The 21,675-nt window shown below is 65.5% G+C and carries 21 protein-coding genes and 1 tRNA gene; 17 read left to right on the plus strand and 5 right to left on the minus strand.

Annotated elements, in window-relative coordinates:
* Positions 1-568 (minus strand): NAD(P)H:quinone oxidoreductase (wrbA, locus tag G3N61_RS24780; protein ID WP_205823819.1); only part of this gene is annotated, 568 nt, incomplete at its 3' end.
* A gap of 145 nt (positions 569-713) precedes the next feature.
* Here wrbA and G3N61_RS24785 point away from each other — a divergent pair.
* Positions 714-2,045: a YihY family inner membrane protein gene (locus G3N61_RS24785; protein WP_043182532.1), complete on the plus strand. Its 1,332-nt coding sequence runs from the start codon at positions 714-716 to the stop codon at positions 2,043-2,045.
* A gap of 16 nt (positions 2,046-2,061) precedes the next feature.
* On the opposite strand, the gene G3N61_RS24790 is transcribed toward G3N61_RS24785, so the two are convergent.
* A complete protein-coding gene (locus tag G3N61_RS24790) occupies positions 2,062-2,379 on the minus strand; it encodes an Mpo1-like protein (RefSeq protein ID WP_043182533.1) in 318 nt (105 codons plus the stop codon).
* Between the two features lie 158 nt (positions 2,380-2,537).
* Between G3N61_RS24790 and G3N61_RS24795 the strand changes: the two genes are divergently transcribed.
* From G3N61_RS24795 to aroC, 3 genes are all read left to right on the plus strand, one after another.
* The gene (locus G3N61_RS24795) at positions 2,538-2,993 is read left to right on the plus strand and encodes a CBS domain-containing protein (RefSeq protein WP_043182535.1); all 456 of its coding nucleotides are present in this window, start codon (positions 2,538-2,540) and stop codon (positions 2,991-2,993) included.
* A gap of 139 nt (positions 2,994-3,132) precedes the next feature.
* The gene (locus G3N61_RS24800) at positions 3,133-5,067 is read left to right on the plus strand and encodes an MFS transporter (protein WP_043182537.1); all 1,935 of its coding nucleotides are present in this window, start codon (positions 3,133-3,135) and stop codon (positions 5,065-5,067) included.
* A 267-nt stretch (positions 5,068-5,334) separates the two neighbouring features.
* The gene (gene aroC, locus G3N61_RS24805) at positions 5,335-6,435 is read left to right on the plus strand and encodes a chorismate synthase (RefSeq protein WP_205823820.1); all 1,101 of its coding nucleotides are present in this window, start codon (positions 5,335-5,337) and stop codon (positions 6,433-6,435) included.
* A gap of 137 nt (positions 6,436-6,572) precedes the next feature.
* Here aroC and G3N61_RS24810 read toward each other — a convergent pair whose 3' ends face one another.
* Entirely contained in the window at positions 6,573-8,246 is a 1,674-nt protein-coding gene (locus tag G3N61_RS24810) for an electron transfer flavoprotein-ubiquinone oxidoreductase (RefSeq protein ID WP_205823821.1), read from the minus strand.
* Positions 8,247-8,424: 178 nt separating this feature from the next.
* Here G3N61_RS24810 and G3N61_RS24815 point away from each other — a divergent pair, with 178 nt between their 5' ends.
* Both G3N61_RS24815 and G3N61_RS24820 read left to right on the plus strand, forming a co-directional pair.
* Complete coding sequence (locus G3N61_RS24815; RefSeq protein WP_011351770.1) at positions 8,425-9,207, plus strand: SDR family oxidoreductase; 783 nt, start codon at positions 8,425-8,427, stop codon at positions 9,205-9,207.
* Between the two features lie 32 nt (positions 9,208-9,239).
* Complete coding sequence (locus tag G3N61_RS24820) at positions 9,240-9,671, plus strand: thioesterase family protein (protein WP_043182542.1); 432 nt, start codon at positions 9,240-9,242, stop codon at positions 9,669-9,671.
* A gap of 105 nt (positions 9,672-9,776) precedes the next feature.
* On the opposite strand, the gene G3N61_RS24825 is transcribed toward G3N61_RS24820, so the two are convergent.
* On the minus strand, positions 9,777-10,322 hold the full coding sequence (locus G3N61_RS24825; protein ID WP_043182545.1) for a LuxR C-terminal-related transcriptional regulator: 546 nt from the start codon (positions 10,320-10,322) through the stop codon (positions 9,777-9,779).
* 224 nt (positions 10,323-10,546) lie between these two features.
* Here G3N61_RS24825 and G3N61_RS24830 point away from each other — a divergent pair, with 224 nt between their 5' ends.
* Complete coding sequence (locus tag G3N61_RS24830) at positions 10,547-11,251, plus strand: CoA transferase subunit A (RefSeq protein ID WP_205823822.1); 705 nt, start codon at positions 10,547-10,549, stop codon at positions 11,249-11,251.
* Position 11,252: 1 nt separating this feature from the next.
* Complete coding sequence (locus G3N61_RS24835) at positions 11,253-11,894, plus strand: CoA transferase subunit B (protein ID WP_043182550.1); 642 nt, start codon at positions 11,253-11,255, stop codon at positions 11,892-11,894.
* A gap of 102 nt (positions 11,895-11,996) precedes the next feature.
* On the opposite strand, the gene G3N61_RS24840 is transcribed toward G3N61_RS24835, so the two are convergent.
* On the minus strand, positions 11,997-12,935 hold the full coding sequence (locus G3N61_RS24840; protein ID WP_089450349.1) for a LysR substrate-binding domain-containing protein: 939 nt from the start codon (positions 12,933-12,935) through the stop codon (positions 11,997-11,999).
* A gap of 92 nt (positions 12,936-13,027) precedes the next feature.
* On the opposite strand from G3N61_RS24840, the gene G3N61_RS24845 reads away from it, so the two are divergent.
* From G3N61_RS24845 to rplT, 9 genes are all read left to right on the plus strand, one after another.
* Complete coding sequence (locus G3N61_RS24845) at positions 13,028-13,912, plus strand: EamA family transporter (RefSeq protein WP_205823823.1); 885 nt, start codon at positions 13,028-13,030, stop codon at positions 13,910-13,912.
* A gap of 439 nt (positions 13,913-14,351) precedes the next feature.
* Complete coding sequence (locus tag G3N61_RS24850; protein WP_205823824.1) at positions 14,352-15,248, plus strand: alpha/beta hydrolase; 897 nt, start codon at positions 14,352-14,354, stop codon at positions 15,246-15,248.
* An 85-nt stretch (positions 15,249-15,333) separates the two neighbouring features.
* Complete coding sequence (locus G3N61_RS24855) at positions 15,334-15,687, plus strand: RidA family protein (RefSeq protein WP_021162422.1); 354 nt, start codon at positions 15,334-15,336, stop codon at positions 15,685-15,687.
* Positions 15,688-15,731: 44 nt separating this feature from the next.
* Entirely contained in the window at positions 15,732-17,966 is a 2,235-nt protein-coding gene (locus G3N61_RS24860) for a bifunctional (p)ppGpp synthetase/guanosine-3',5'-bis(diphosphate) 3'-pyrophosphohydrolase (protein ID WP_205823825.1), read from the plus strand.
* 87 nt (positions 17,967-18,053) lie between these two features.
* Positions 18,054-18,130 (plus strand) — tRNA-Val (locus G3N61_RS24865).
* 271 nt (positions 18,131-18,401) lie between these two features.
* The gene (gene thrS / locus G3N61_RS24870) at positions 18,402-20,309 is read left to right on the plus strand and encodes a threonine--tRNA ligase (protein ID WP_043182557.1); all 1,908 of its coding nucleotides are present in this window, start codon (positions 18,402-18,404) and stop codon (positions 20,307-20,309) included.
* Positions 20,310-20,358: 49 nt separating this feature from the next.
* Entirely contained in the window at positions 20,359-20,883 is a 525-nt protein-coding gene (gene infC / locus G3N61_RS24875; protein ID WP_080741557.1) for a translation initiation factor IF-3, read from the plus strand.
* A gap of 188 nt (positions 20,884-21,071) precedes the next feature.
* Positions 21,072-21,269, plus strand: coding sequence for a 50S ribosomal protein L35 (rpmI, locus tag G3N61_RS24880; protein ID WP_004191477.1), 198 nt, complete (start codon positions 21,072-21,074; stop codon positions 21,267-21,269).
* A 29-nt stretch (positions 21,270-21,298) separates the two neighbouring features.
* Positions 21,299-21,658, plus strand: a complete 360-nt coding sequence (gene rplT / locus G3N61_RS24885; protein WP_004192938.1) for a 50S ribosomal protein L20 — start codon at positions 21,299-21,301, stop codon at positions 21,656-21,658.
* Positions 21,659-21,675: the final 17 nt, after the last annotated feature.

The raw sequence follows: 21,675 nt of genomic DNA on the forward strand, positions 1-21,675 counted from the left end.
GCCGCACGCCGAGCGCGGCCGCGAGCGCCTTTTCGTCCGCCGACAGCCCGGCGGCTGCCGAGCGGTCGTGTTGCGCGACGTGCGACGCGCCGTACGGCGTGCCGCCGGTGCGCGTCGTGGTGAGCGCGGATTCCGTGTACGGGATCCCGACGATCATCATCCCGTGATGGAGCAGCGGCAGCATCATCGACAGCAACGTCGATTCCTGGCCGCCGTGCAGGCTGCCCGTCGACGTGAACACGCTGGCCGGCTTGCCGGTCAGCGCGCCCGACAGCCATTGCGGTGTGGTGCCGTCGAGGAAATACTTGAGCGAGGCGGCCATGTTGCCGAAGCGGGTCGGCGAGCCGAGCGCGAGGCCCGCGCATTCCTCGAGATCCCGCAGTTCCGCGTACGGCGGGCCATCGGCGGGGATGTCGGGAGCGGTGGCTTCGCAAACGGCCGACACGGGCGGCACGGTGCGGATGCGGGCCTGCATGCCCGGTACGCTGTCGATGCCGTTCGCGATCGCGAGCGCAAGATCGCGCGTGGCGCCGTGACGGCTGTAATAGAGGACGAGGATGTCTTTCATGGGCGACGGAGCCGCGTGCGGCCGCGCGCGTGCCCGGTGCAGTCGGCCCCTGCTGGAATCGAGCGGCTATTATAGGGGCTGAAGCCGTCGCGCAGCGCGGCGGCGGCGCGCCGTCGGGCGCGCGGCATCAAGAAGGAGAAGTCGTTTGCCGAAGTTGAGCGTCGATCTCGACACCATCAAGCGCCTCGCGCAGTTCGCGGCCCGGCGCAGCGCCGAGGATCGCATCCCGCAAGTGGCGGGCAGCCTGACGTTCACGACGATGCTGGCACTCGTGCCGCTCGTGACGGTCGCGTTCGCGCTGTTCACCGCGTTCCCGATGTTCGCGTCGTTCCAGATCTCGCTGCAGGGGTTCCTCGCGGATCACCTGATGCCCGCGCAGTTCAACATCCAGATCTTCAAGTACCTGAACCAGTTCGCATCGAAGGCGAAGGGGCTGACGACGGCCGGCCTGATCGTGCTCGTCGTCACGTCGGTGATGACGATGATGACGATCGAGTCGGCTTTCAACCTGATCTGGCGGGTGCGCAAGCCGCGGCCGTTCGCGCAGCGCGTGCTCGCGTACTGGGCGCTGATCACGCTCGGCCCGCTGCTGTTCGGCGTGAGCCTGTCGATCTCGTCGTACCTGTTCACGCAGTCGCTGGCATTTACCGGTGCCGCACCGTCGACGTCGATCGTCGAGTGGCTGCTCGCGCTCGTGTCGCTGCCGCTGACGGTGCTCGCGTTCACGCTGCTGTACGTGTACCTGCCGAACTGCACGGTCGCATGGCGCGACGCGGTGATCGGCGGGCTGTTCGCGGCCGTCGCGTTCGAGCTCGCGAAGCGCGGCTTCGGCTACTACGTGCGGCGCATTCCGACCTATACGGCGGTCTACGGCGCGTTCGCCGCGTTGCCCGTCTTCCTGCTGTGGGTGTACCTGAGCTGGTTCATCGCGCTGCTCGGCGCAATGGTGGCCTCCGCACTGCCGGCGATCCGCGTTGGCCAGTTCCACCGCATCCACTATCCGGGCAGCGACCTGCTCGACGCGCTGGAAATGCTCGCGCGGCTGGCCGAAGCGCGTGCGGCCGGCAAGCGCGGCTACACGGCGATGCGGATCGCGGCCATGCTGCGCTGCGACATGGAAACCGCACAGCGCTTGCTGACGACGATGGAGGAGCGGGAATGGATTGCGCGGCTCGACGGCGGTGGCGAGACCACGCTGCGCTACATCCTGCTCGCGAATCCGGAGCAGTTGACGCTCGCGCAGCTGTTCGACGTGCTGGTGATCGACCGCACGGAACTCACTTACCAGCTGCAGCGGCGCCGCAGCCATGTCGACGGCGCGGCGCTGCTCGCGGTGCTGTCGAGCGACCGGTTCGACGTGTCGCTCGCGTCGCTGATCGCCGCCCACCGGCCCGCCGGCGCACAGCCGACGGGCGTTCCGGGGCAGGCGCCGAGCGGCGTGTCCGACCCGCATGCACGGCCGCCGCGGCCCGCGTGAGCGGGGCGCCCGGCCATTACAGCGGGATCTTGCCGGTGCAGATGTCCTTGAACATCACCCAGTCGCCCATCAGGCTGTAGATCGGGTGCCGGAACGTGGCCGGTCGGTTCTTCTCGAAGAAGAAGTGTCCGACCCACGCGAACCCGTAGCCGCAGACGACCGCTGCCGGTAGCCACAGCCAGTCGCCGGTCGCGATCGCCATCGCGACGCAGCCGATCACGCCGAGCGAGCCGATGAAGTGCAGCCGCCGCGAGGTCAGGTTCTGGTGTTCATTCAGGTAATACGGGTAGAAATCAGCGAAGCTGGCGAATTGCTCCGAATGCGTATGCGCCATGGCCGTCTCCTCGGGCCGCTGTTCATGGGGCCATTGTGCTGCCGGCGGCCCGCTTCCGCAAGCGGGGGGCGGCCCGCCGCGCGGGCTCGCGCTTTCCTTTTGACAGGCTTTCCGATAGGATCGAAAGAGGTTTTGTATTCAAGCATGAGGGGACTACGATGCGCGTCAGCGATATTCTGAAAGTGAAGGGCAACACGCTGTTTACGGTGACGCCCGATATGCCGCTGCGCGAAGCGGTCGATACGATGGCCGAGCACGACATCGGTTCGCTGGTCGTGATGGAGTACGGCGATCTCGTCGGGATGCTGACGTTCCGCGAGATCATCCTGCGCCTGCATGTGAACGGCGGCGCGATCGGCGACGTGCAGGTGCGCAAGGTGATGGACGAGCCGCTCACGTGTACGCCGGAAACGGACGTCAACGAAGTGCGCCGGATGATGCTCGAGCGCCACGCGCGCTACATGCCGGTGCTCGACAAGAAGGTGCTGATGGGCGTCATTTCGTTCTACGACGTCGCGAAGACGGTCGTCGAGGCGCAGAGCTTCGAGAACCGGATGCTGAAGGCGTACATCCGCGACTGGCCGGAATCGGAAGCCGAAGCGCACAAATCGTGAATCACGCCGCGCCCGTCGCCGTCATGCGCGGGCGCCGCCACCCGGCACGCGGCGGCGCAGGCTTGTCCTGCGCCGCCGTTTTTTCAACGACCACACAAGGCCCGCGCAGCGTCGCCCAGATGGCGCGCGCGTATTCCGCATGAGCGATCAAACGCAAGCCACTTCCCGGCAGCGTGACGACCAGCACGCCCACGCGTCGCAGTTCGACCTGCTGCGCGAGCGCCGTTTCGCGCCGTTCTTCACGACCCAGTTCCTCGGCGCGCTGAACGACAACGTCTTCAAGATCGGCTTCACGTCGCTCGTCACCTATCACACCGCGCGATTCTCCGGCGTCGATGCGAAGACGGCCGCCTTCCTGATTTCCGCGATCTTCATCCTGCCGTTCGTGCTGTTCTCGGCGACGTCCGGCCAGATCGCCGACAAGTACGACAAGGCGACCCTCACGCGCTTCGTGAAGACCTTCGAGATCGCGCTGATGCTGGTCGGCGCGGCCGGCTTCGTCACGCACAGCGCGACGCTGCTGTACCTGTGCACGTTCATGATGGGCATGCACTCGACGCTGTTCGGGCCCGTCAAGTATTCGTACCTGCCGCAACATCTCGGCGAACATGAGCTGGTCGGCGGCAACGGCCTCGTCGAGATGGGCACGTTCATCGCGATCCTGATCGGCACGATCATCGGTGGCGCGGCGGCGGGCATCGAAGGCAGCGGCGAGCGCGTGCTCGCGGCGAGCGTCGTCGTCATCGCGCTCGCGGGGCGGCTCGTCGCGCAGCGCGTGCCGTCCACGCCGGCGCCGCAGCCCGATCTCGTGATCAACTGGAATCCGGTCAGCGAGACCTGGCGCAACCTCGGCCTCGCGCGCCAGAACCGCACCGTATTCCTGAGCCTGCTCGGCATCTCGTGGCTGTGGTTCGTCGGCGCGACGTTCCTCACGTCGTTTTTCAATTTCGCGAAGGACGTGCTGTCCGCGAGCCCCGACGTCGTCACGATCCTGCTCGCGACGTTCTCGGTCGGCATCGGCCTCGGCTCGCTGCTGTGCGAACGGTTGTCGCAGCGGCGCGTCGAGATCGGCCTCGTGCCGCTCGGCTCGATCGGCATCAGCGTGTTCGCGATCGAGCTGTATTTCGCGAGCCACGCGCTGCCGTCGCCCGGCCACCTGCTGTCGGTCGGCGAGTTCCTGGCGGGCGCGCGCCACTGGCGTATCCTCGCCGACCTGTTCCTGCTCGCGATGTTCGGCGGCTTCTACAGCGTGCCGTTGTACGCGCTGATCCAGAGCCGCAGCGCGCCCACGCACCGTGCGCGGATCATCGCCGCGAACAACATCCTGAACGCGCTGTTCATGATCCTGTCGGCCGTGATGGCGATGGGGCTGACCAAGGCCGGCGTCGACATCCCGGGGCTGTTCCTCGTCACGGCGCTGCTGAACGTCATCGTCGCCGCGTATATCTATCTGCTCGTGCCCGAGTTCCTGCTGCGCTTCGTTGCGTGGGTGCTCGTGCACACCTTCTACCGGATTCGCCTCGTGCATGCGGAGCGGATTCCGGCGGAAGGGGCGGCCGTGCTCGTGTGCAACCACGTCAGCTACGTCGATGCGCTCGTGCTGGCCGCCGCGAGCCCGCGCCCGATCCGTTTCGTGATGGATCACCGGATCTTCAAGACGCGCTTCGCGAGCTGGGTGTTCCGGCATGCGAAGGCGATCCCGATCGCGCCGCGTCACGAAGATCCCGCGATGCTCGCGCGCGCGTACGACGCCTGCGAGGCTGCGCTGAAGGAAGGCGAACTCGTGTGCATCTTCCCCGAAGGCAAGCTTACGAAGACGGGCGACATCAACACGTTCCACCACGGCATCACGGAGATCCTGAGCCGCACGCCGGCGCCCGTGATTCCGATGGCGCTGCGCGGGCTGTGGGGCAGCTATTTTTCGCGGCATTCCGATGCGCGGATGCCGCGGCCGATCAAGCGCGGCGTGATGAGCCGGCTGACGCTGGCGGTCGGCGAGCCGATCCCGGCGTCGGTCGCGACGCCCGAGTCGCTGCAGGCTGCGGTCACCGAACTGCGCGGCGCGCGGAAGTAGGCGGGCGGGGCGGGCCCGGCAGGATCGTGCCGGGTCGCGCCGCCGCATGCGAACGGCCCGTTCGAACGGAACGGCGCGGATCGCCGACCATTGCGCCGGGCCGTGTCCGTGGCCGGTCCGTGTGGTCTGAACGGTTCACACGACCCGCGGGCCCGGGACGGCTGGCATAATAGCGGTTTACCTCTTTTTCTCGACCGGCGAACGATCGGCCTGCCTGCGGCCCTGGCAGCGCATCGGTTTGCGCATTTCTCATTGGGCGGTTCCATCATGTCCGGCAATACCCTCGGCACGCTTTTCACTGTCACGACCTTCGGCGAATCGCACGGTCCCGCGATCGGCTGCGTGATCGACGGCTGCCCGCCGGGAATGGGGCTGACCGAAGCCGACATCCAGATCGAGCTCGATCGCCGCAAGCCCGGCACGTCGCGTCACGTGACGCAGCGACAGGAGGCCGACGAGGTCGAGATCCTGTCGGGCGTGTTCGAAGGCGTGACGACCGGTACGCCGATCGCGCTGCTGATCCGCAACACCGACCAGCGCAGCAAGGACTACGGCAACATCGTCGAGACATTCCGTCCCGGCCACGCCGACTACACCTACTGGCAGAAATACGGCATCCGCGACTACCGCGGCGGCGGCCGCTCGTCCGCACGCCTGACCGCGCCGATCGTCGGTGCGGGCGCGGTCGCGAAGAAGTGGCTGCGCGAGCGCTTCGGTGTCGAGGTGCGCGGCTACATGAGCGGCCTTGGCGAGATCGACGTGCCGTTCGTCGACTGGTCGCACGTGCACGAGAATCCGTTCTTCTCGCCGAATGCGGCAGTCGTGCCGGAGCTCGAGGCGTACATGGATGCGCTGCGCAAGGACGGGGATTCGATCGGCGCGCGCATCGACGTCGTCGCGTCGGGCGTGCCGGTCGGTTGGGGCGAGCCGGTGTTCGACCGTCTCGATGCGGACATCGCCAAGGCGATGATGAGCATCAACGCGGTGAAGGGCGTCGAGATCGGCGCGGGTTTCGACAGCGTCGCGCAGCGCGGCTCGGTGCATGGCGACGAGCTGACGCCGGGCGGTTTCGTCGGCAACCATGCGGGTGGCGTGCTCGGCGGGATTTCGACGGGGCAGGACATCACCGTGTCGATCGCGATCAAGCCGACGTCGAGCATCCGCACGCCGCGCCGTTCGATCACGAAGGCGGGCGACGAGGCGACGGTGGAAACGTTCGGCCGCCACGACCCGTGCGTCGGCATTCGTGCGACGCCGATCGCGGAGTCGATGCTCGCGCTGGTGCTGATCGATCATGCGCTGCGCCATCGCGCGCAGTGCGGGGACGTCGAGACGCCGACGCCGAAGATCGCGGGCAGCGCGACCTGACACAAGCGGGCGCGGCGCAGCGCGTCTCGCCCGGCAGGGGTGCGGAGTATGCAAAACGGGGCGCTGCTTGAAGCAGCGCCCCGTTTCGTTTGCGGCAGCCAAAAAAACGCGCCGCTCGTGGCGGCGCGCTTCGGCAATTACATGTTCGGGTAGTTCGGCCCGCCGCCGCCTTCCGGCGTGACCCACACGATGTTCTGCGTCGGGTCCTTGATGTCGCAGGTCTTGCAGTGCACGCAGTTCTGCGCGTTGATCACCAGGCGATCGCTGCCGTCGTCGTTCTTCACGAATTCGTACACGGCCGCCGGGCAGAAGCGCCCCTCCGGCCCCGCGTACGTACGCAGGTTCACGTTCACCGGCACGCTCGCATCCTTCAGCGTCAGGTGCGCCGGCTGGTTCTCCTCGTGGTTCGTGTTCGAGATGAACACCGACGACAGCCGGTCGAACGTCAGCTTGCCGTCCGGCTTCGGATACTCGATCGGCTGGCATTGCGACGCCGGCTTCAGCATCTCGTGATCGGCATGCTTATGGTGCAGCGTCCACGGCACGTTGCCGCCCATCACCTTCTGTTCGAGCCCGACCATCAGCGTGCCGAGATACAGCCCCTTCGCCATCCACTGCTTGAAGTTGCGCGCACGGTACAGCTCCGTGTACAGCCACGACTGCTTGAAGGCGTCCGGGTACGCGTTGAGCTCGTCGCTCTGGCGGCCGGCCTGCACTGCGTCGAATGCGGCGTCGGCCGCGAGCATGCCGGTCTTGATCGCCGCGTGGCTGCCCTTGATCCGCGATGCGTTCAGGAAGCCTGCGTCGTCGCCGATCAGCGCGCCGCCCGGAAACACCGTCTTCGGCAGCGACAGCAGCCCGCCCGCGGTGATCGCGCGCGCGCCGTACGACACACGCTTGCCGCCTTCCAGGAACGCACGGATCGACGGGTGCGTCTTGTAGCGCTGGAATTCCTCGAACGGTGACAGGTACGGGTTCGTGTAGCCGAGGCCGACCACGAAGCCGACCACCACCTGGTTGTTGTCCATGTGATACAGGAACGAGCCGCCGTACGTATCGGACTTCAGCGGCCAGCCGGCCGTGTGGATCACGAGGCCCGGCTTGTGCTTGGCCGGGTCGATCTCCCACAGCTCCTTGATGCCGATCCCGTAGGCCTGCGGATCCGCGTTCGCGTCGAGCTTGAACTTCGAGATCAGCTGGCGGCCCAGGTGGCCGCGGCAGCCTTCGGCGAACAGCGTGTACTTCGCGTGCAGTTCCATGCCGAGCTGGAAGTTCTCGGTCGGCTCGCCGTCCTTGCCCACGCCCATGTTGCCGGTCGCGACGCCCTTCACGGAGCCGTCGTTGTTGTACAGGATCTCGGCGGCCGGGAAACCGGGGAAGATCTCGACGCCCAGGGCCTCGGCCTGTGCCCCAAGCCAGCGCGTGACGTTGCCCAGCGAAATCACGTAGTTGCCGTGGTTCTGGAAGTTGGCGGGCAGCGCCCAGTTCGGCGTGGTGACGGCGCTCTTCTCGGACAGGAACAGGAAGCGGTCTTCCGTCACCTCGACGTCGAGCGGTGCACCGCGTTCCTTCCAGTCGGGGAACAGTTCGTTGATCGCGCGCGGATCCATCACCGCGCCCGACAGGATGTGCGCGCCGATCTCGGAACCCTTCTCGAGCACGCACACGCCGATCTCGGTGCCTTTCTCGGCGGCCAGTTGCTTGAGCCGGATCGCTGCCGACAGCCCGGCGGGGCCGCCGCCGACGATCACGACGTCGTATTCCATCGATTCGCGCGGGCCGTACTGCTCGATGAGGCTTGCGGGGGTCATGGGCGTTCCTCTAACCGTTAGAATGCTTTTATTCGGGAGCGTATTGTCTGCGAAACGAAACGCTTGCCGCAACAGCATGCGGCTAGATTAGCACGATCGTTCTATTTTCGTGCTAGGGTAATGCCGTTCGGGCCGTACTGTCCGTGGCGGCGAAACGACATCGAAAGGGGAAGTGCAAATGGGTCGGTCGATCAATCTGGAAGGCAAGGTTGCGCTGGTCACGGGCGCGTCGAGCGGCCTCGGGCAGCGCTTTGCACAGGTGCTGTCGCAGGCCGGCGCGAAGGTCGTGCTCGCAAGCCGTCGTGTCGAGCGCCTGAAGGAACTGCGTGCCGAGATCGAGGCGGCGGGCGGCGCCGCGCACGTCGTGTCGCTCGACGTCACCGACGTCCAGAGCATCAAGGCGGCGGTCGCGCACGCGGAGACCGAGGCCGGCACGATCGACATCCTCGTGAACAACTCGGGCGTGTCGACGATGCAGAAGCTCGTCGACGTGACGCCGGCCGATTTCGAGTTCGTATTCGACACCAACACGCGCGGCGCGTTTTTCGTCGCGCAGGAAGTCGCGAAGCGAATGATCATGCGCGCGAACGGAAGCGGCAACGGCAAGCCGCCGTGCCGGATCATCAACATCGCGTCGGTGGCCGGGCTGCGCGTGTTCCCGCAGATCGGGCTGTACGCGATGAGCAAGGCCGCGGTCGTGCAGATGACGCGTGCGATGGCGCTCGAGTGGGGGCGCCACGGGATCAACGTCAACGCGATCTGTCCGGGCTATATCGATACCGAAATCAATCATTACCTGTGGGAAACCGAGCAGGGCCAGAAGCTGCAGTCGATGCTGCCGCGCCGGCGCGTCGGCAAGCCGCAGGATCTCGACGGGCTGTTGTTGCTGCTCGCGGCCGACGAGTCGCAGTTCATCAATGGCTCGATTATCTCCGCCGACGACGGCTTCGGCCTCGCCTGAGCGGATGACATTCAGCAACAAAGAAGGCTGCAATGAGCGATTATTCCCCCGTTTTTGAGATGTCGATGCCGATCCGCTGGGGCGACATGGATGCGTTCGGTCATGTGAACAACACGGTCTATTTCCGCTACATGGAGCAGGCGCGGATCTCGTGGTTCGAGGAGCTCGGCATTGCCGGCGGCAACGGCGAGGGGCAGGGGCCCGTCATCGTCACGGCATCGATGGAGTTTCTGAAGCAGTTGCACTATCCGGGCGACGTGATCGCGAAGATGTCGGCTGCGAAACCCGGTCGTAGCAGCTTCGACACGGGTTTCGAGCTGACGCGCGCCGACGATCCGCAGCATGTCTATGCGCGCGGCAACGCGCGCTGCGTGTGGGTCGACTACGCGCTCGGCAAGTCGGTGCCGCTGCCCCAGTTGCTGCGCGACACGATCGAGCGTGCGCTCGCGACGAAGGTCGGCTGAACGTCGATACGGCGAGGCCGGCGCCAGGGCGCCGGCGGCCCGCCATGTCCGTTGTTTCCCGAATCGGCCGCCATGCGCGGCCGATTGTCATCCGGGAGCCGTCATTCACTGCCCGAGCAGGCGCTGCAGCAGTTCCGGCGTATTGTTGGTCCCGTACTTGCGCATCAGCCGCGCGCGGTAGATGTCGACCGTGCGCGAGCTGATGTCGAGCACGCGTCCGATCTGCTTGCTGGTCTTGCCGGTCGCGAGCTGCGCGGCGATCTCGCGCTCGCGCGGGGTCAGTTCCACGGCGACCCGGCGCGTCGCACTCAAGTCCTCGAAGGTCCAGACGCCTGCCGCGAGCGGCGCGGTGCGGTCGAGTGCGCGGCCCGTCACGTGGCACCAGAACAGCTCGCCATCCGCGCGCTTCATGATTCTGTCATCCGAGTAGATGCCGTTCGCGGCCATCACGCGCGCGATGCGTTCGCCGATTCGCTGGAATTCGTCCGTCGACGGGTAGAGCACCTCGTACGATTTCCCGATCAGGTCGGCCCGCACGCAGCGGAAGATCGACGCGAGCGCGTCGTTGCAGTCCTCGATCACGCGGTCGCGCGACAGGACGAGGCCGAGCGGCGCAAGGTGGAAGGCGGTCTGGTAATCGAGGGCGGTCATGGACGCGGGCAGGCGATGGCAAATGCTTATGTATTTTTGCGTATTGTGCCGCATCCGCGCCGCATCGTACCCTTTCAGGCATCTCGCGGCGGTTGGCTGCGACATAAAAACAGCGCGCCTCGACGCAGGCATTGCCGTGCATGCATAGAATGATGCGGCGGGCTTGCGGGCCACGTGGGCGCGTGAACCGGTTTCGCTGGTTTCCATAGAGGAAGGGACAACAGATGAACAAAGTCTATCCAAGCGCGGCTGCCGCGCTGGAAGGGATCGTCCGTGACGGGCAGACCTTCGCGGTGGGCGGCTTCGGCCTGTGCGGGATTCCGGAGGCGCTGATCGCGGCATTGCGCGATTCGGCCGTCAAGGGCATCACCTGCATCAGCAACAACGCGGGCGTCGACGGCTTCGGCCTCGGCCTGTTGCTGGAAACGCGCCAGATCAAGAAGATGATCTCGTCGTACGTCGGCGAGAACAAGGAGTTCGAGCGCCAGTACCTGGCCGGCGAACTCGAGCTCGAATTCACGCCGCAGGGCACGCTGGCCGAAAAGCTGCGCGCGGGCGGTGCAGGCATCCCGGCGTTCTTCACGAACACGGGTTACGGCACCGTGATCGCGGAAGGCAAGGAAACGCGCCAGTTCGGCGATCGCCACTACGTGCTCGAGCCGTCGCTGACGGCCGATGTCGCGCTCGTGAAGGCGTGGAAGGCCGACAAGTCCGGCAACCTGATCTTTCGCCGCACCGCGCGCAACTTCAACCCGATGTGCGCGATGGCCGGCAAGATTACCGTTGCGGAGGTCGAGGAGATCGTCGAGAACGGCGAGCTCGATCCGGACCACGTCCACACGCCGGGGATTTTCGTGCAGCGCATCGTGCTGAACGCGACGCCCGAAAAACGCATCGAACAACGCGTCGTACGCGCGAAAGGAGACTGACATGGCCTGGAATCGTGACCAGATGGCCGCGCGCGCGGCGAAGGAACTGCAGGACGGCTTCTACGTGAACCTCGGCATCGGCCTGCCGACGCTCGTTGCCAACCACGTGCCGGAAGGCGTCGAGGTGTGGCTGCAATCGGAGAACGGCCTGCTCGGCATCGGTCCGTCGCCGACCGAAGACGAAGTCGACGCCGATCTCATCAACGCCGGCAAGCAGACCGTCACGACGCTGCCGGGCTCGTCGATCTTCTCGTCGGCCGATTCGTTCGCGATGATCCGCGGCGGCCACATCAACCTCGCGATCCTCGGCGCGATGCAGGTCAGCAAGCAGGGCGACCTCGCGAACTGGATGATCCCCGGCAAGATGATCAAGGGGATGGGCGGCGCAATGGATCTCGTCGCCGGCGTGAAGCGCGTCGTCGTGCTGATGGAGCATGTCGCGAAGGGCGACCAGCACAAGATCCTCGAGGAATGCAACCTGCCGTTGACGGGTGTCGGCGTGGTCGACCTGATCATCACCGATCTCGGCGTGATCGAAGTGACGCCGAACGGCCTGAAGGTCCTCGAACTCGCCGACGGCGTGAGCGCAGACGAGATCAAGGCGAAGACGGGCGCACCGCTCGACGTGAGCGCGGTGGGCTGAGTTTTTCGGCGCGAAGCGATTCGCCCCGCATGCCGGCAGGCATGCGGGGCGTTTTCGTTTCCGGGCCGCCGCAGTGGCGCTCCGGAGGTGGCGGCGGACGCGTCAGACGGCGACCCGCAACGAGGCGACGCTGCACCCGGTTGCCGGCGTGTCGTCGTCGGCGTCAGGCGAGCCGAGCTGCAACGCATGAAACAGGAAGCGCTGCAGCGTGGCGGCCGCCGACGTGCGGTCGCCGGCATCCGCATGGCTGAACAAACCGAAGTCCGCGGCAGGCGGTGTGGGGAGCCCGGCGGCCTGCGGGTCGAGCACGCGCATCGTGTCGGCGCGCACGTTCCGGTCGAGCAGCACTGCGACGCCGAGGCCGGCTTCGACCGCCGACTGGATGGCGGACAGGCTCGTGCTCGTGCAGACGACGCGCCACGCGAGGCCGGCTTCACGCAGCGCCGTGAACAGTTTCTCCTGCCACGGGCACGTGCCGCCGAATGCGACGATCGGCAACGGTTCGTCGCGCGGCAGCGCGTTCTGCGCACGCGCGGCGGCCCAGCGAAGCGGATGCCGCCAGGTGGCGAGCGGTTCGGCCCGGATCAGCGCGGGGTCGCCGATGACGAAGTCGAGCGTATGGGTCGCAAGCCGCTGCGACAGCGAGGGGCTCGAATCGACGACGATCTCGAGCGCGACGCGCGGAAACGCTGCCGCGAACTGCCGCAGCGCATGCGGCAGATGGCCCACGGCGATGTCCTCGAGGATGCCGAGCCGGACGGTGCCCGAGATGTCACCGGCATTGAGCGCGGCGCGCGCGGCGAGCCCGACGTCGAGCAACCGGTGCGCATAGGGCAGCAGCACGCTGCCGGCCGCCGTCGGCTTCACGCCGCGCGACGAGCGTTCGAGCAGGCGCTGGCCGACTTCGTCCTCGAGTCGGCGCAGCGCCATGCTGACGGCTGCCTGCGTGCGATGCAGCGCCGTCGCCGCATCGCTGACGCTGCCTGTTTCGACCACCGTCACGAACGTGCGCAGCAGTGTGCTGTCGAGATCGCGGATCATCAATTTTCCTGATGCGGGCATAAGAATTATCAGCTTATATCAAGCGTGCGACCGCGGTTAGCATCGTCGTGTCAACGATCTGGAGCGACCGAATGAGCGACGAATTGAGCACCGCACGACCGAATGGCGCCGAGCGCGCGGCCCCGTCATTTGCGCATGCGGTCGCGCCGTTGCTTGCCGTTGCGTCGATGTGCAGTGTGCAACTCGGTGCCGCGCTGTCGCGGCCGGCGACGATCGAGTACGGCACGGTCAGCACGACCTGGTTGCGGCTTTGCTTCGCCGCACTCGCGCTGGCGATCGTCGTGCGGCCGCCGCTCCATACGTATTCCCGGCAGCGCTGGATTGCCGCGATCGCGCTCGGCGGTGCGATGGCCGCGATGACGCTGTGCTTTTTCGCGGCGGTCAGGCGCGTGCCGCTCGGGCTGGCCGTTGCGATCAACTTCCTCGGGCCGTTGGCGGTCGCCACGTTCGGCGTGCGCAAGCCGGCGATGCTGGTGTGGCCGGTGCTTGCGCTGACGGGCGTGCTGCTGCTCGCGCGGCAGGACGGCATGTGGGTGGCGACGCCGGCCGCGCTGATCTTTCCGGTCGGCTCGGCGCTCGGCTGGGCCGCGTACATCCTGCTGATGAAGCGCGTCGGTACGCTGTTCGACGGATTGCAGGGACTCGCCACGTCGCTGATCGTGGCCGCGCTCGTGACGACGCCGTTCGGGCTCGCGCAAAGCGGCGGCCATCTGCCGGCCGGGCAACTGGTCGATGCCGCGTATCTGGCGGTGCTGGTCCCGCTGTTCCCGTATGTGCTGGAACTGATCGCGCTGCGGGGGATGAGTGCGTCGGCATTCGGCATTCTGATGAGCGCCGAGCCCGCGATCGCGGCGGCGATCGGCTTCGTCGTACTGGCGCAGCCGATGGGGGCGCTGCAGATTGCCGGGACGCTGTGCGTGGTCGGCGCGAGCATCGGCGCGGTCGTGCAGAAGTGAAGATGAAGTAGCCAGGACGCTCCGGCCATGACAAGCCGGCGCAAGGGTGGTGCGTTCGCGGCGCCGTGCCTGCAGCCGCGCAATCTTGTTCCTGTCGGTTTCGCGATCGGTACGCCGCAGTTCGGCTTCCGTAACACGCCGGCCGGCGCCGCGGTGCCGAGCCGTCGGGGCTGGCCGCGCGACCGCTTGGCGGAAGCGCCGCTCGCGACGGCATGGGCGAGGCACGGCGGGAGGCGAGGGGGGCAGCGTGTCGCCGCCCGCCGGTTTCTTTCTACTCCGCCGAGCATGAAGTGCGACGCCCGACTCGAACGCCTGCGGGCGCGATGAACCGACTCGTGATCCGGAACGGGTTTACAATCGGTTGCGTCCCCGCCCACCCTTCGGGCCGGGCCGGCGCACGTCATCGCGTCGCACCGCACCGTTCGACAGGATGCCTCCGATGCCCACTTCTCCCGTGAATTCCTCGATCCCCCGCCAGCGGCGCGTGCAGTGCGCGAGCGCGGCCGGCCTTCACCACGTCGCCTATACCGAATGGGGCGACCCCGCCAATCCGCGCGTGCTGGTCTGCGTGCACGGGCTGACCCGCTCGGGGCGCGATTTCGACCGGCTCGCCGCGGCGCTGTCCGATACGTATCGCGTCGTGTGCCCCGACGTCGTCGGGCGCGGTCGCTCCGACTGGCTCGCCGATCCGCGGCTCTATGCGATTCCGCAATATGTGGCCGACATGGTGACGCTGATCGCGCGCACCGGCGCCGAATCGGTCGACTGGTTCGGCACGTCGATGGGCGGCCTGATCGGCATGGCGCTCGCGGGGCTGCCCGATACGCCGGTGCGCCGGATGATCGTCAACGACGTCGGCCCGCGCATCGAACCCGATTCGCTCACGCGCATCGGCGAGTATCTCGGCGTGCAGCCGCGCTTCGCGACCGAGCAGGAAGGCATCGACTACCTGACGTCGCTGTCGCTGCCGTTCGGCGCGCTGACCGGCGACGAGTGGCGCGAGATCAACGCGCCGCTGCTACGTCAGTTGCCCGAAGGCGACTGGACGATGCGCTACGATCCGCGCATCGCCGAACCGTTCAAGATGACGACGCCCGAACTCGCGGCGCTCGGCGAGGCTGCACTGTGGCGTGCGATCGAGACGACCGAAGCGTCGCTGCTGGTCGTGCGCGGTGCCGAGTCGGATCTGTTGTCGCGCGAGACCGTCGCCGAGATGGTGCAGCGCGGCCGCCACGTGACGCAGGCGGAAATTCCCGGCACCGGGCATGCGCCGGCGTTCCTGAATGCCGACCAGATCGCGCTCGCACGACGGTTTTTCGTCGAAACCGGCGCATAAACGCGTCATAATATGCGGTTCGACGGCGCGCGGGCCGCGTCGTCGCCGAACGCTTCACTCATTCATCAAACGACCGGAACATTCCATGGCAGTCATTCGTCATCACGTCGGGGCCCGTCTCTCCGAAACCGCGATCCACAACGGTACCGTGTATCTGGCCGGCCAGATCGCCGAAGACACCACGCAGGACATCAAGGGCCAGACGCGCGAAGTGCTCGGCCACATCGACCGCCTGCTCGCCGAAGCGAACAGCGACAAGGCGCATCTGCTGTCCGTGCAGATCTACATCTCGGATCTGGCCAACTTCGACGGCATGAACGCGGAGTGGGATGCATGGGTCGCGCAGGGCAACACGCCGCCGCGCGCCACCGTCGAGGCGAAGCTCGCGGATCCCGCGCTGCTCGTCGAGATCGTGGTGGTCGCCGCGCAGCGGAGCTGAGCTGAACGTAATCCGACGATGACCGCATTCCGCCAGGCCGAGCAATGACCGAGTCCGTTTCCGCTTCCCCCGTCGCGGCGCCGTCGTTCGACGACGTGCTCGCGTTCGTGCGCGAGCGGGCCGGCGACGTGCGCCTGTCGTCGGGTGAACTGCTCGCCGATCACTCGGCGGGCACGGCGTCGATCATGCGCACGCTGAACGTCGATCCGCCCGCGATGCAGGCGGCCGCGCTGTTCGTGCTGACGCCGCACCTGAGCGACCCCGAGCGCGAACTCACCGAGCGTTTCGGCGATGAAGTGGCGCGGCTCGTGTCCGACGTGCGCAAGCTGTTGCGGCTCGGCACCGTCAGCCTGCGTGCCGCGCAGAACGCGGTGCCCGACGCGGGGCGCGACACGGCGGAAGAGCGGCGTACGCAGATCGAGGCGCTGCGCAAGATGCTGCTTGCGTTCGCGCAAGACATCCGCGTGGTGCTGATCCGGCTCGCGTCGCGCTTGCAGTCGCTGCGCTACTACGCGGCCGCGAAGATCGATCCGCCGCCCGATGTCGCGCGCGAGACACTCGAGATCTATGCGCCGCTCGCGAACCGTCTCGGTATCTGGCAACTGAAGTGGGAGCTCGAGGATCTCGCGTTCCGCTTCGAGGATCCCGTCACCTACAAGCGGATCGCGAAGCTGCTCGACGAGAAGCGCGTCGAGCGCGAAGCGTACGTCACGCAGGCGATCGACCGGTTGCGGCAAGAGCTGGCGGACGCGCACATCCAGGCTGACGTGAGTGGCCGGCCGAAGCATATCTACAGCATCTGGCGCAAGATGCGCGGCAAGGAGCTCGATTTCTCCGAGCTGTACGACGTGCGCGCGTTTCGCGTGATCGTGCCGGACATCAAGGATTGCTACGCGGTGCTCGGCATCGTGCATCACCTGTGGCAGCCGGTGCCGAAGGAATTCGACGACTACATTTCGCGGCCGAAGCCGAACGGCTACAAGTCGCTGCACACGGTCGTGATCGGCGACGACGGCCGTGCGTTCGAAGTGCAGATCCGCACGCAGGAGATGCACCGTTTCGCCGAGTACGGCGTCGCTGCGCACTGGCGCTACAAGGAGGCCGGCGCGCGCGGCTACGGCGGCCAGTTCTCGGCGAGCGACAAGTACGACGAGAAGATCGCATGGCTGCGCCAGTTGCTCGCGTGGAAGGATGACGTCGAGGACGGCGCGGAAAAGTCGGGCGACAAGGCGTGGGCGCAATTGCGCGAGACGTCGCTCGACGACGACCACATCTACGTGCTGACGCCGCAGGCGCGCGTGATCGCGTTGCCGCAGGGCGCGACGCCGGTCGATTTCGCGTACCACCTGCACAGCGAACTCGGCCATCGCTGCCGTGGCGCGCGCGTCGACGGCGCGATGGTGCCGCTCAACACGCCGCTTGCCAACGGTCAAACGGTCGAGATCGTCGCGGTGAAGGAGGGCGGGCCGTCGCGCGACTGGCTGAACCTGCAGCTCGGCTATATGAAGAGCCCGCGCGCGCGGCAGAAGGTGCGTGCGTGGTTCAACTCGATCGAGCAGGAAGAAAACGTCTCGCACGGCCGCGCGCTCGTCGAAAAGACGCTGCAACGCGAGGGCAAGACGTCGGTCAATCTGGACAACCTCGCGGCGAAGCTCGGCTTCAAGTCGCCCGAGGAGCTGTTCTCGGTCGTCGGCAAGGAAGAGTTCAGCCTGCGCAATGTCGAGCACGCGCTGTCCGATGCGCCGCCGCCCGAACCGGCGCCCGAAGCGCCTGCCGATTTCGAGAAGCGCAGCAGCGGCGCGAGCGTCGCGCACGGCGCGTCGACCGGTGTGCTGGTCGTGGGCGTCGATGCACTGCTGACCCAGCTCGCGCGCTGCTGCCGTCCGGCGCCGCCCGATCCGATCAGTGGTTTCGTCACGCGCGGCAAGGGCATGTCGATCCATCGCACCGATTGCCCGACGTTCCGCCGGATGGTCGAGCGCGCGCCGGAGCGCGTGCTGCAGACGACCTGGTCGGCCGACGTGCTCGGCGGGCGCGGTGCGTCCGTCTATCCGGTCGACCTGATGATCGAGGCGAGCGACCGGCAAGGGTTGCTGCGCGATATCTCCGAAGTGTTCGCGCGCGAGAAGATGAACGTGGTGGGCGTGAAGACGCAGAGTCGCCGCAATGCGGCATTCATGCAGTTCACGGTCGAGGTGTCGAATTCGGCGCAGGTGCAGCGCGCGTGCACGCTGCTCGGTGAGATACAGGGTGTTGTGCGGGCCGGGCGGAAGGCGTGATGTGGGGTTCGAGCACCGTTATTTTGCTGCGACCGCATAAAAATACTTGCCAAGCGGGTAACGGCTCCATATAATCTTAGCTTCACTAGGCTCGTAGCTCAGCTGGTTAGAGCACCACCTTGACATGGTGGGGGTCGTTGGTTCGAGTCCAATCGAGCCTACCAACGAATTGAGAATGCCCGGTCTCCGGGTGTTCGATGCAGCAAATAACTCAACGCGAACAAGGCGAATACGGTTATGACACCGCGAACGTTGACCGAAACCTTTTCGGAGCGACGCTAGTCGAGGAACCCTTTCGCCCTTTCAGTTTGAGTGAAGTATCGAATGCGGCCCCTCGAAAGCGGGGCCGCATTTTTTTTGTCGCGAAATTTTCCCGCGTGATTTTTGAATCGCGTACCTGGTCTGCCGCCCACTGTCGGCATCACGGAGATTGCTATGGTTTCGATACGCTTGCCTGACGGCTCAGTTCGACAATACGAGCATCCGGTGACAGTTGCCGAGGTTGCAGCCTCGATCGGTCCCGGCCTTGCGAAGGCTGCGCTTGGTGGCAAGCTCGATGGCGAGCTCGTCGATACGTCGGCCGTGATCGACCGCGATGCGTCGCTTGCGATCGTGACGGACAAGGATGCCGATGGCCTCGACATCATCCGCCACTCGACGGCGCACTTGCTCGCGTATGCGGTGAAGGAACTGTATCCGGACGCGCAGGTGACGATCGGTCCGGTGATCGACAACGGCTTCTATTACGACTTCTCGTACAACCGTCCGTTTACGCCTGAAGATCTGGAGAAGATCGAAAAGCGCATGCAGGAGCTCGTGAAGAAGGACGAGCCCGTGACGCGCCGTGTCGTGTCGCGCGACGAAGCGGCGGGCTACTTCCGCAGCATCGGCGAGAAGTACAAGGCCGAGATCATCGAATCGATTCCGCAAAGCGACGAAATCAAGCTGTATTCGCATGGCGGCTTTACCGATCTGTGCCGCGGCCCGCACGTGCCGTCCACCGGCAAGCTGAAGGTCTTCAAGCTGATGAAGGTCGCGGGTGCGTACTGGCGCGGCGACTCGAAGAACGAGCAGCTGCAGCGCATCTACGGCACGGCCTGGACGAAGAAGGAAGACCAGGACCAGTACCTGCACATGCTCGAGGAAGCGGAAAAGCGCGACCACCGCAAGCTGGGCAAGCAGCTCGACCTGTTCCACATGCAGGAAGAGTCGCCGGGCATGGTGTTCTGGCATCCGAAGGGCTGGGCGCTGTGGCAGCAGGTCGAGCAGTACATGCGCCGCCGCGTGAACGAAGCCGGCTACCTCGAGATCAAGACGCCGATGATCATGGACCGCTCGCTGTGGGAAGCGTCGGGCCACTGGCAGAACTACCGCGAGAACATGTTCACGACGGAGTCGGAGAAGCGCGACTACGCGATCAAGCCGATGAACTGTCCGGGGCACGTCCAGGTGTTCAAGCACGGCCTGCGCTCGTACCGCGACCTGCCGCTGCGTTATGCGGAATTCGGCTCGTGCCACCGCAACGAAGCGTCGGGCGCGCTGCACGGCCTGATGCGCGTGCGCGGCTTCGTGCAGGACGATGCGCACATCTTCTGTACGGAAGAGCAGTTCATCTCCGAGTCGATCGCGTTCAACACGCTCGCGATGAGTGTGTACAAGGATTTCGGCTTCGAGCATATCGACATCAAGCTGTCGCTGCGTCCCGACCAGCGCGCGGGTACGGACGAAACCTGGGATCGTGCCGAGCAGGGTCTGCGCGATGCGCTGACGGCCTGCGGTCTCACGTGGGAAGAGCTGCCGGGCGAAGGCGCGTTCTACGGCCCGAAGATCGAGTACCACATCAAGGATGCGCTCGGCCGTTCGTGGCAGTGCGGCACGCTGCAGCTCGACATGGTGCTGCCGGAGCGCCTCGGCGCCGAGTATGTCGCGGATGACAGCAGCCGTCGCCGTCCGGTGATGCTGCACCGTGCGATCGTCGGTTCGATGGAGCGTTTCCTTGGTATTTTGATCGAGCACCACGCTGGTGCGATGCCGGCTTGGCTCGCGCCGTTCCAGGCAGTTGTGCTCAATATCGCCGAAAGTCAGGCCGAATATGCACAATCTCTGGCCCAATCGTTGCAAAAACAAGGGGTTAGAGTGGCGGCCGATTTGCGTAACGAGAAGATTAGCTATAAAATACGCGAGCACACGCTGGAAAAGGTGCCTTATCTCCTCGTCGTGGGCGATAAGGAGCGTGATGCGCAAACGGTAGCCGTGCGTGCCCGTGGCGGCGTCGATCTTGGCGTGATGCCGGTCGAAGCCTTCGTTGAGCGTCTGCAGGAAGACCTGCGCTCGTTCAAGTAACCGCCCTGGCAGCGCGGCTCGTTTTTTTAATTTTTAGAGGAAACGTAACATCGCTACTGATAAGTCGTCGCATCGCATCAACGGTGAAATCACTGCGCCGGAAGTGCGTCTGGTCGGGCTCGAGAACGAACCGCTCGGTATCGTAAAACTCCTTGATGCTTTCCGTAAATCGGAAGAACTTGATGTCGATCTGGTGGAAATCGCGCCGCAAGCGGTTCCGCCGGTCTGCCGCCTGATGGATTACGGCAAGTTCAAGTATCAGGAGTCGAAGAAGCAGCACGAAGCAAAGCTGAAGCAGAAGGTCATCCAGGTGAAGGAAGTCAAGTTCCGCCCGGGTACCGATGACGGGGATTACAACGTCAAGCTCCGCAACCTCGTGCGCTTCCTTGAGGAAGGCGACAAGACGAAGATCACGTTGCGTTTCCGCGGCCGTGAAATGGCTCACCAAGAGATCGGCATGCGGATGCTTGAGCGTCTGCGCACGGATCTCGAGGAAGTCGGCCAGGTCGAGCAGATGCCGAAGATGGAAGGGCGCCAGATGATCATGGTGCTCTCGCCGAAGAAAAAGAAGTAACGAGCCCGCGCGCTTCGCGCGCAGGTTCGAAGTGGTTCGGCGCGTGGCCCGGTCAGGGCGGCGTGCCAACAATGACGGCGGCTGCGCAAGCGGTTGCCGTACACAAGTGGACTGGGTTTCGAAGGGCGGGTCAAGGGCGCAAGCCAACCGCACACCCATCGCCATCTAATAAACTGGAGTTGTTCGTCATGCCTAAGATGAAGACCAAGAAGAGTGCTGCAAAGCGCTTCGTGGTGCGTCCGGGCGGTACCGTCAAGCGCGGTCAAGCCTTCAAGCGTCACATCCTGACCAAGAAAACCACGAAGAACAAGCGTCACCTGCGCGGCGCAACGGCAGTTCATGATTCCGATCTGAACTCCGTCCGCGCGATGCTGCCGTTCGCGTAACCCCTAACTGATACTCTAAGGAGAGAAACATGCCTCGAGTCAAACGTGGGGTAACCGCACGGGCCCGCCACAAGAAGATCATCAACCTGGCCAAGGGTTATCGCGGCCGCCGCAATAACGTCTACCGCATCGCCAAGCAGGCGGTGATGCGCGCTGGTCAGTACGCGTACCGCGATCGCCGCAACAAGAAGCGTGTGTTCCGCGCACTGTGGATCACGCGTATCAACGCGGCAGTTCGCCAGCACGACATGACCTACAGCGTGTTCATCAACGGCCTGAAGAAGGCGTCGATCGAACTCGACCGTAAGGTGCTGGCCGACATGGCGGTGTTCGACAAGGCTGCTTTTGCTGCGATCGTCAAGCAGGTGAAAGCCGCCGTTGCAGCCTAATTGCGAAATTAGCACTG

This window comes from Burkholderia sp. Ac-20349, assembly GCF_017104865.1.
In the GTDB taxonomy this organism is placed as follows: Bacteria; Pseudomonadota; Gammaproteobacteria; order Burkholderiales; family Burkholderiaceae; genus Burkholderia; species Burkholderia aenigmatica.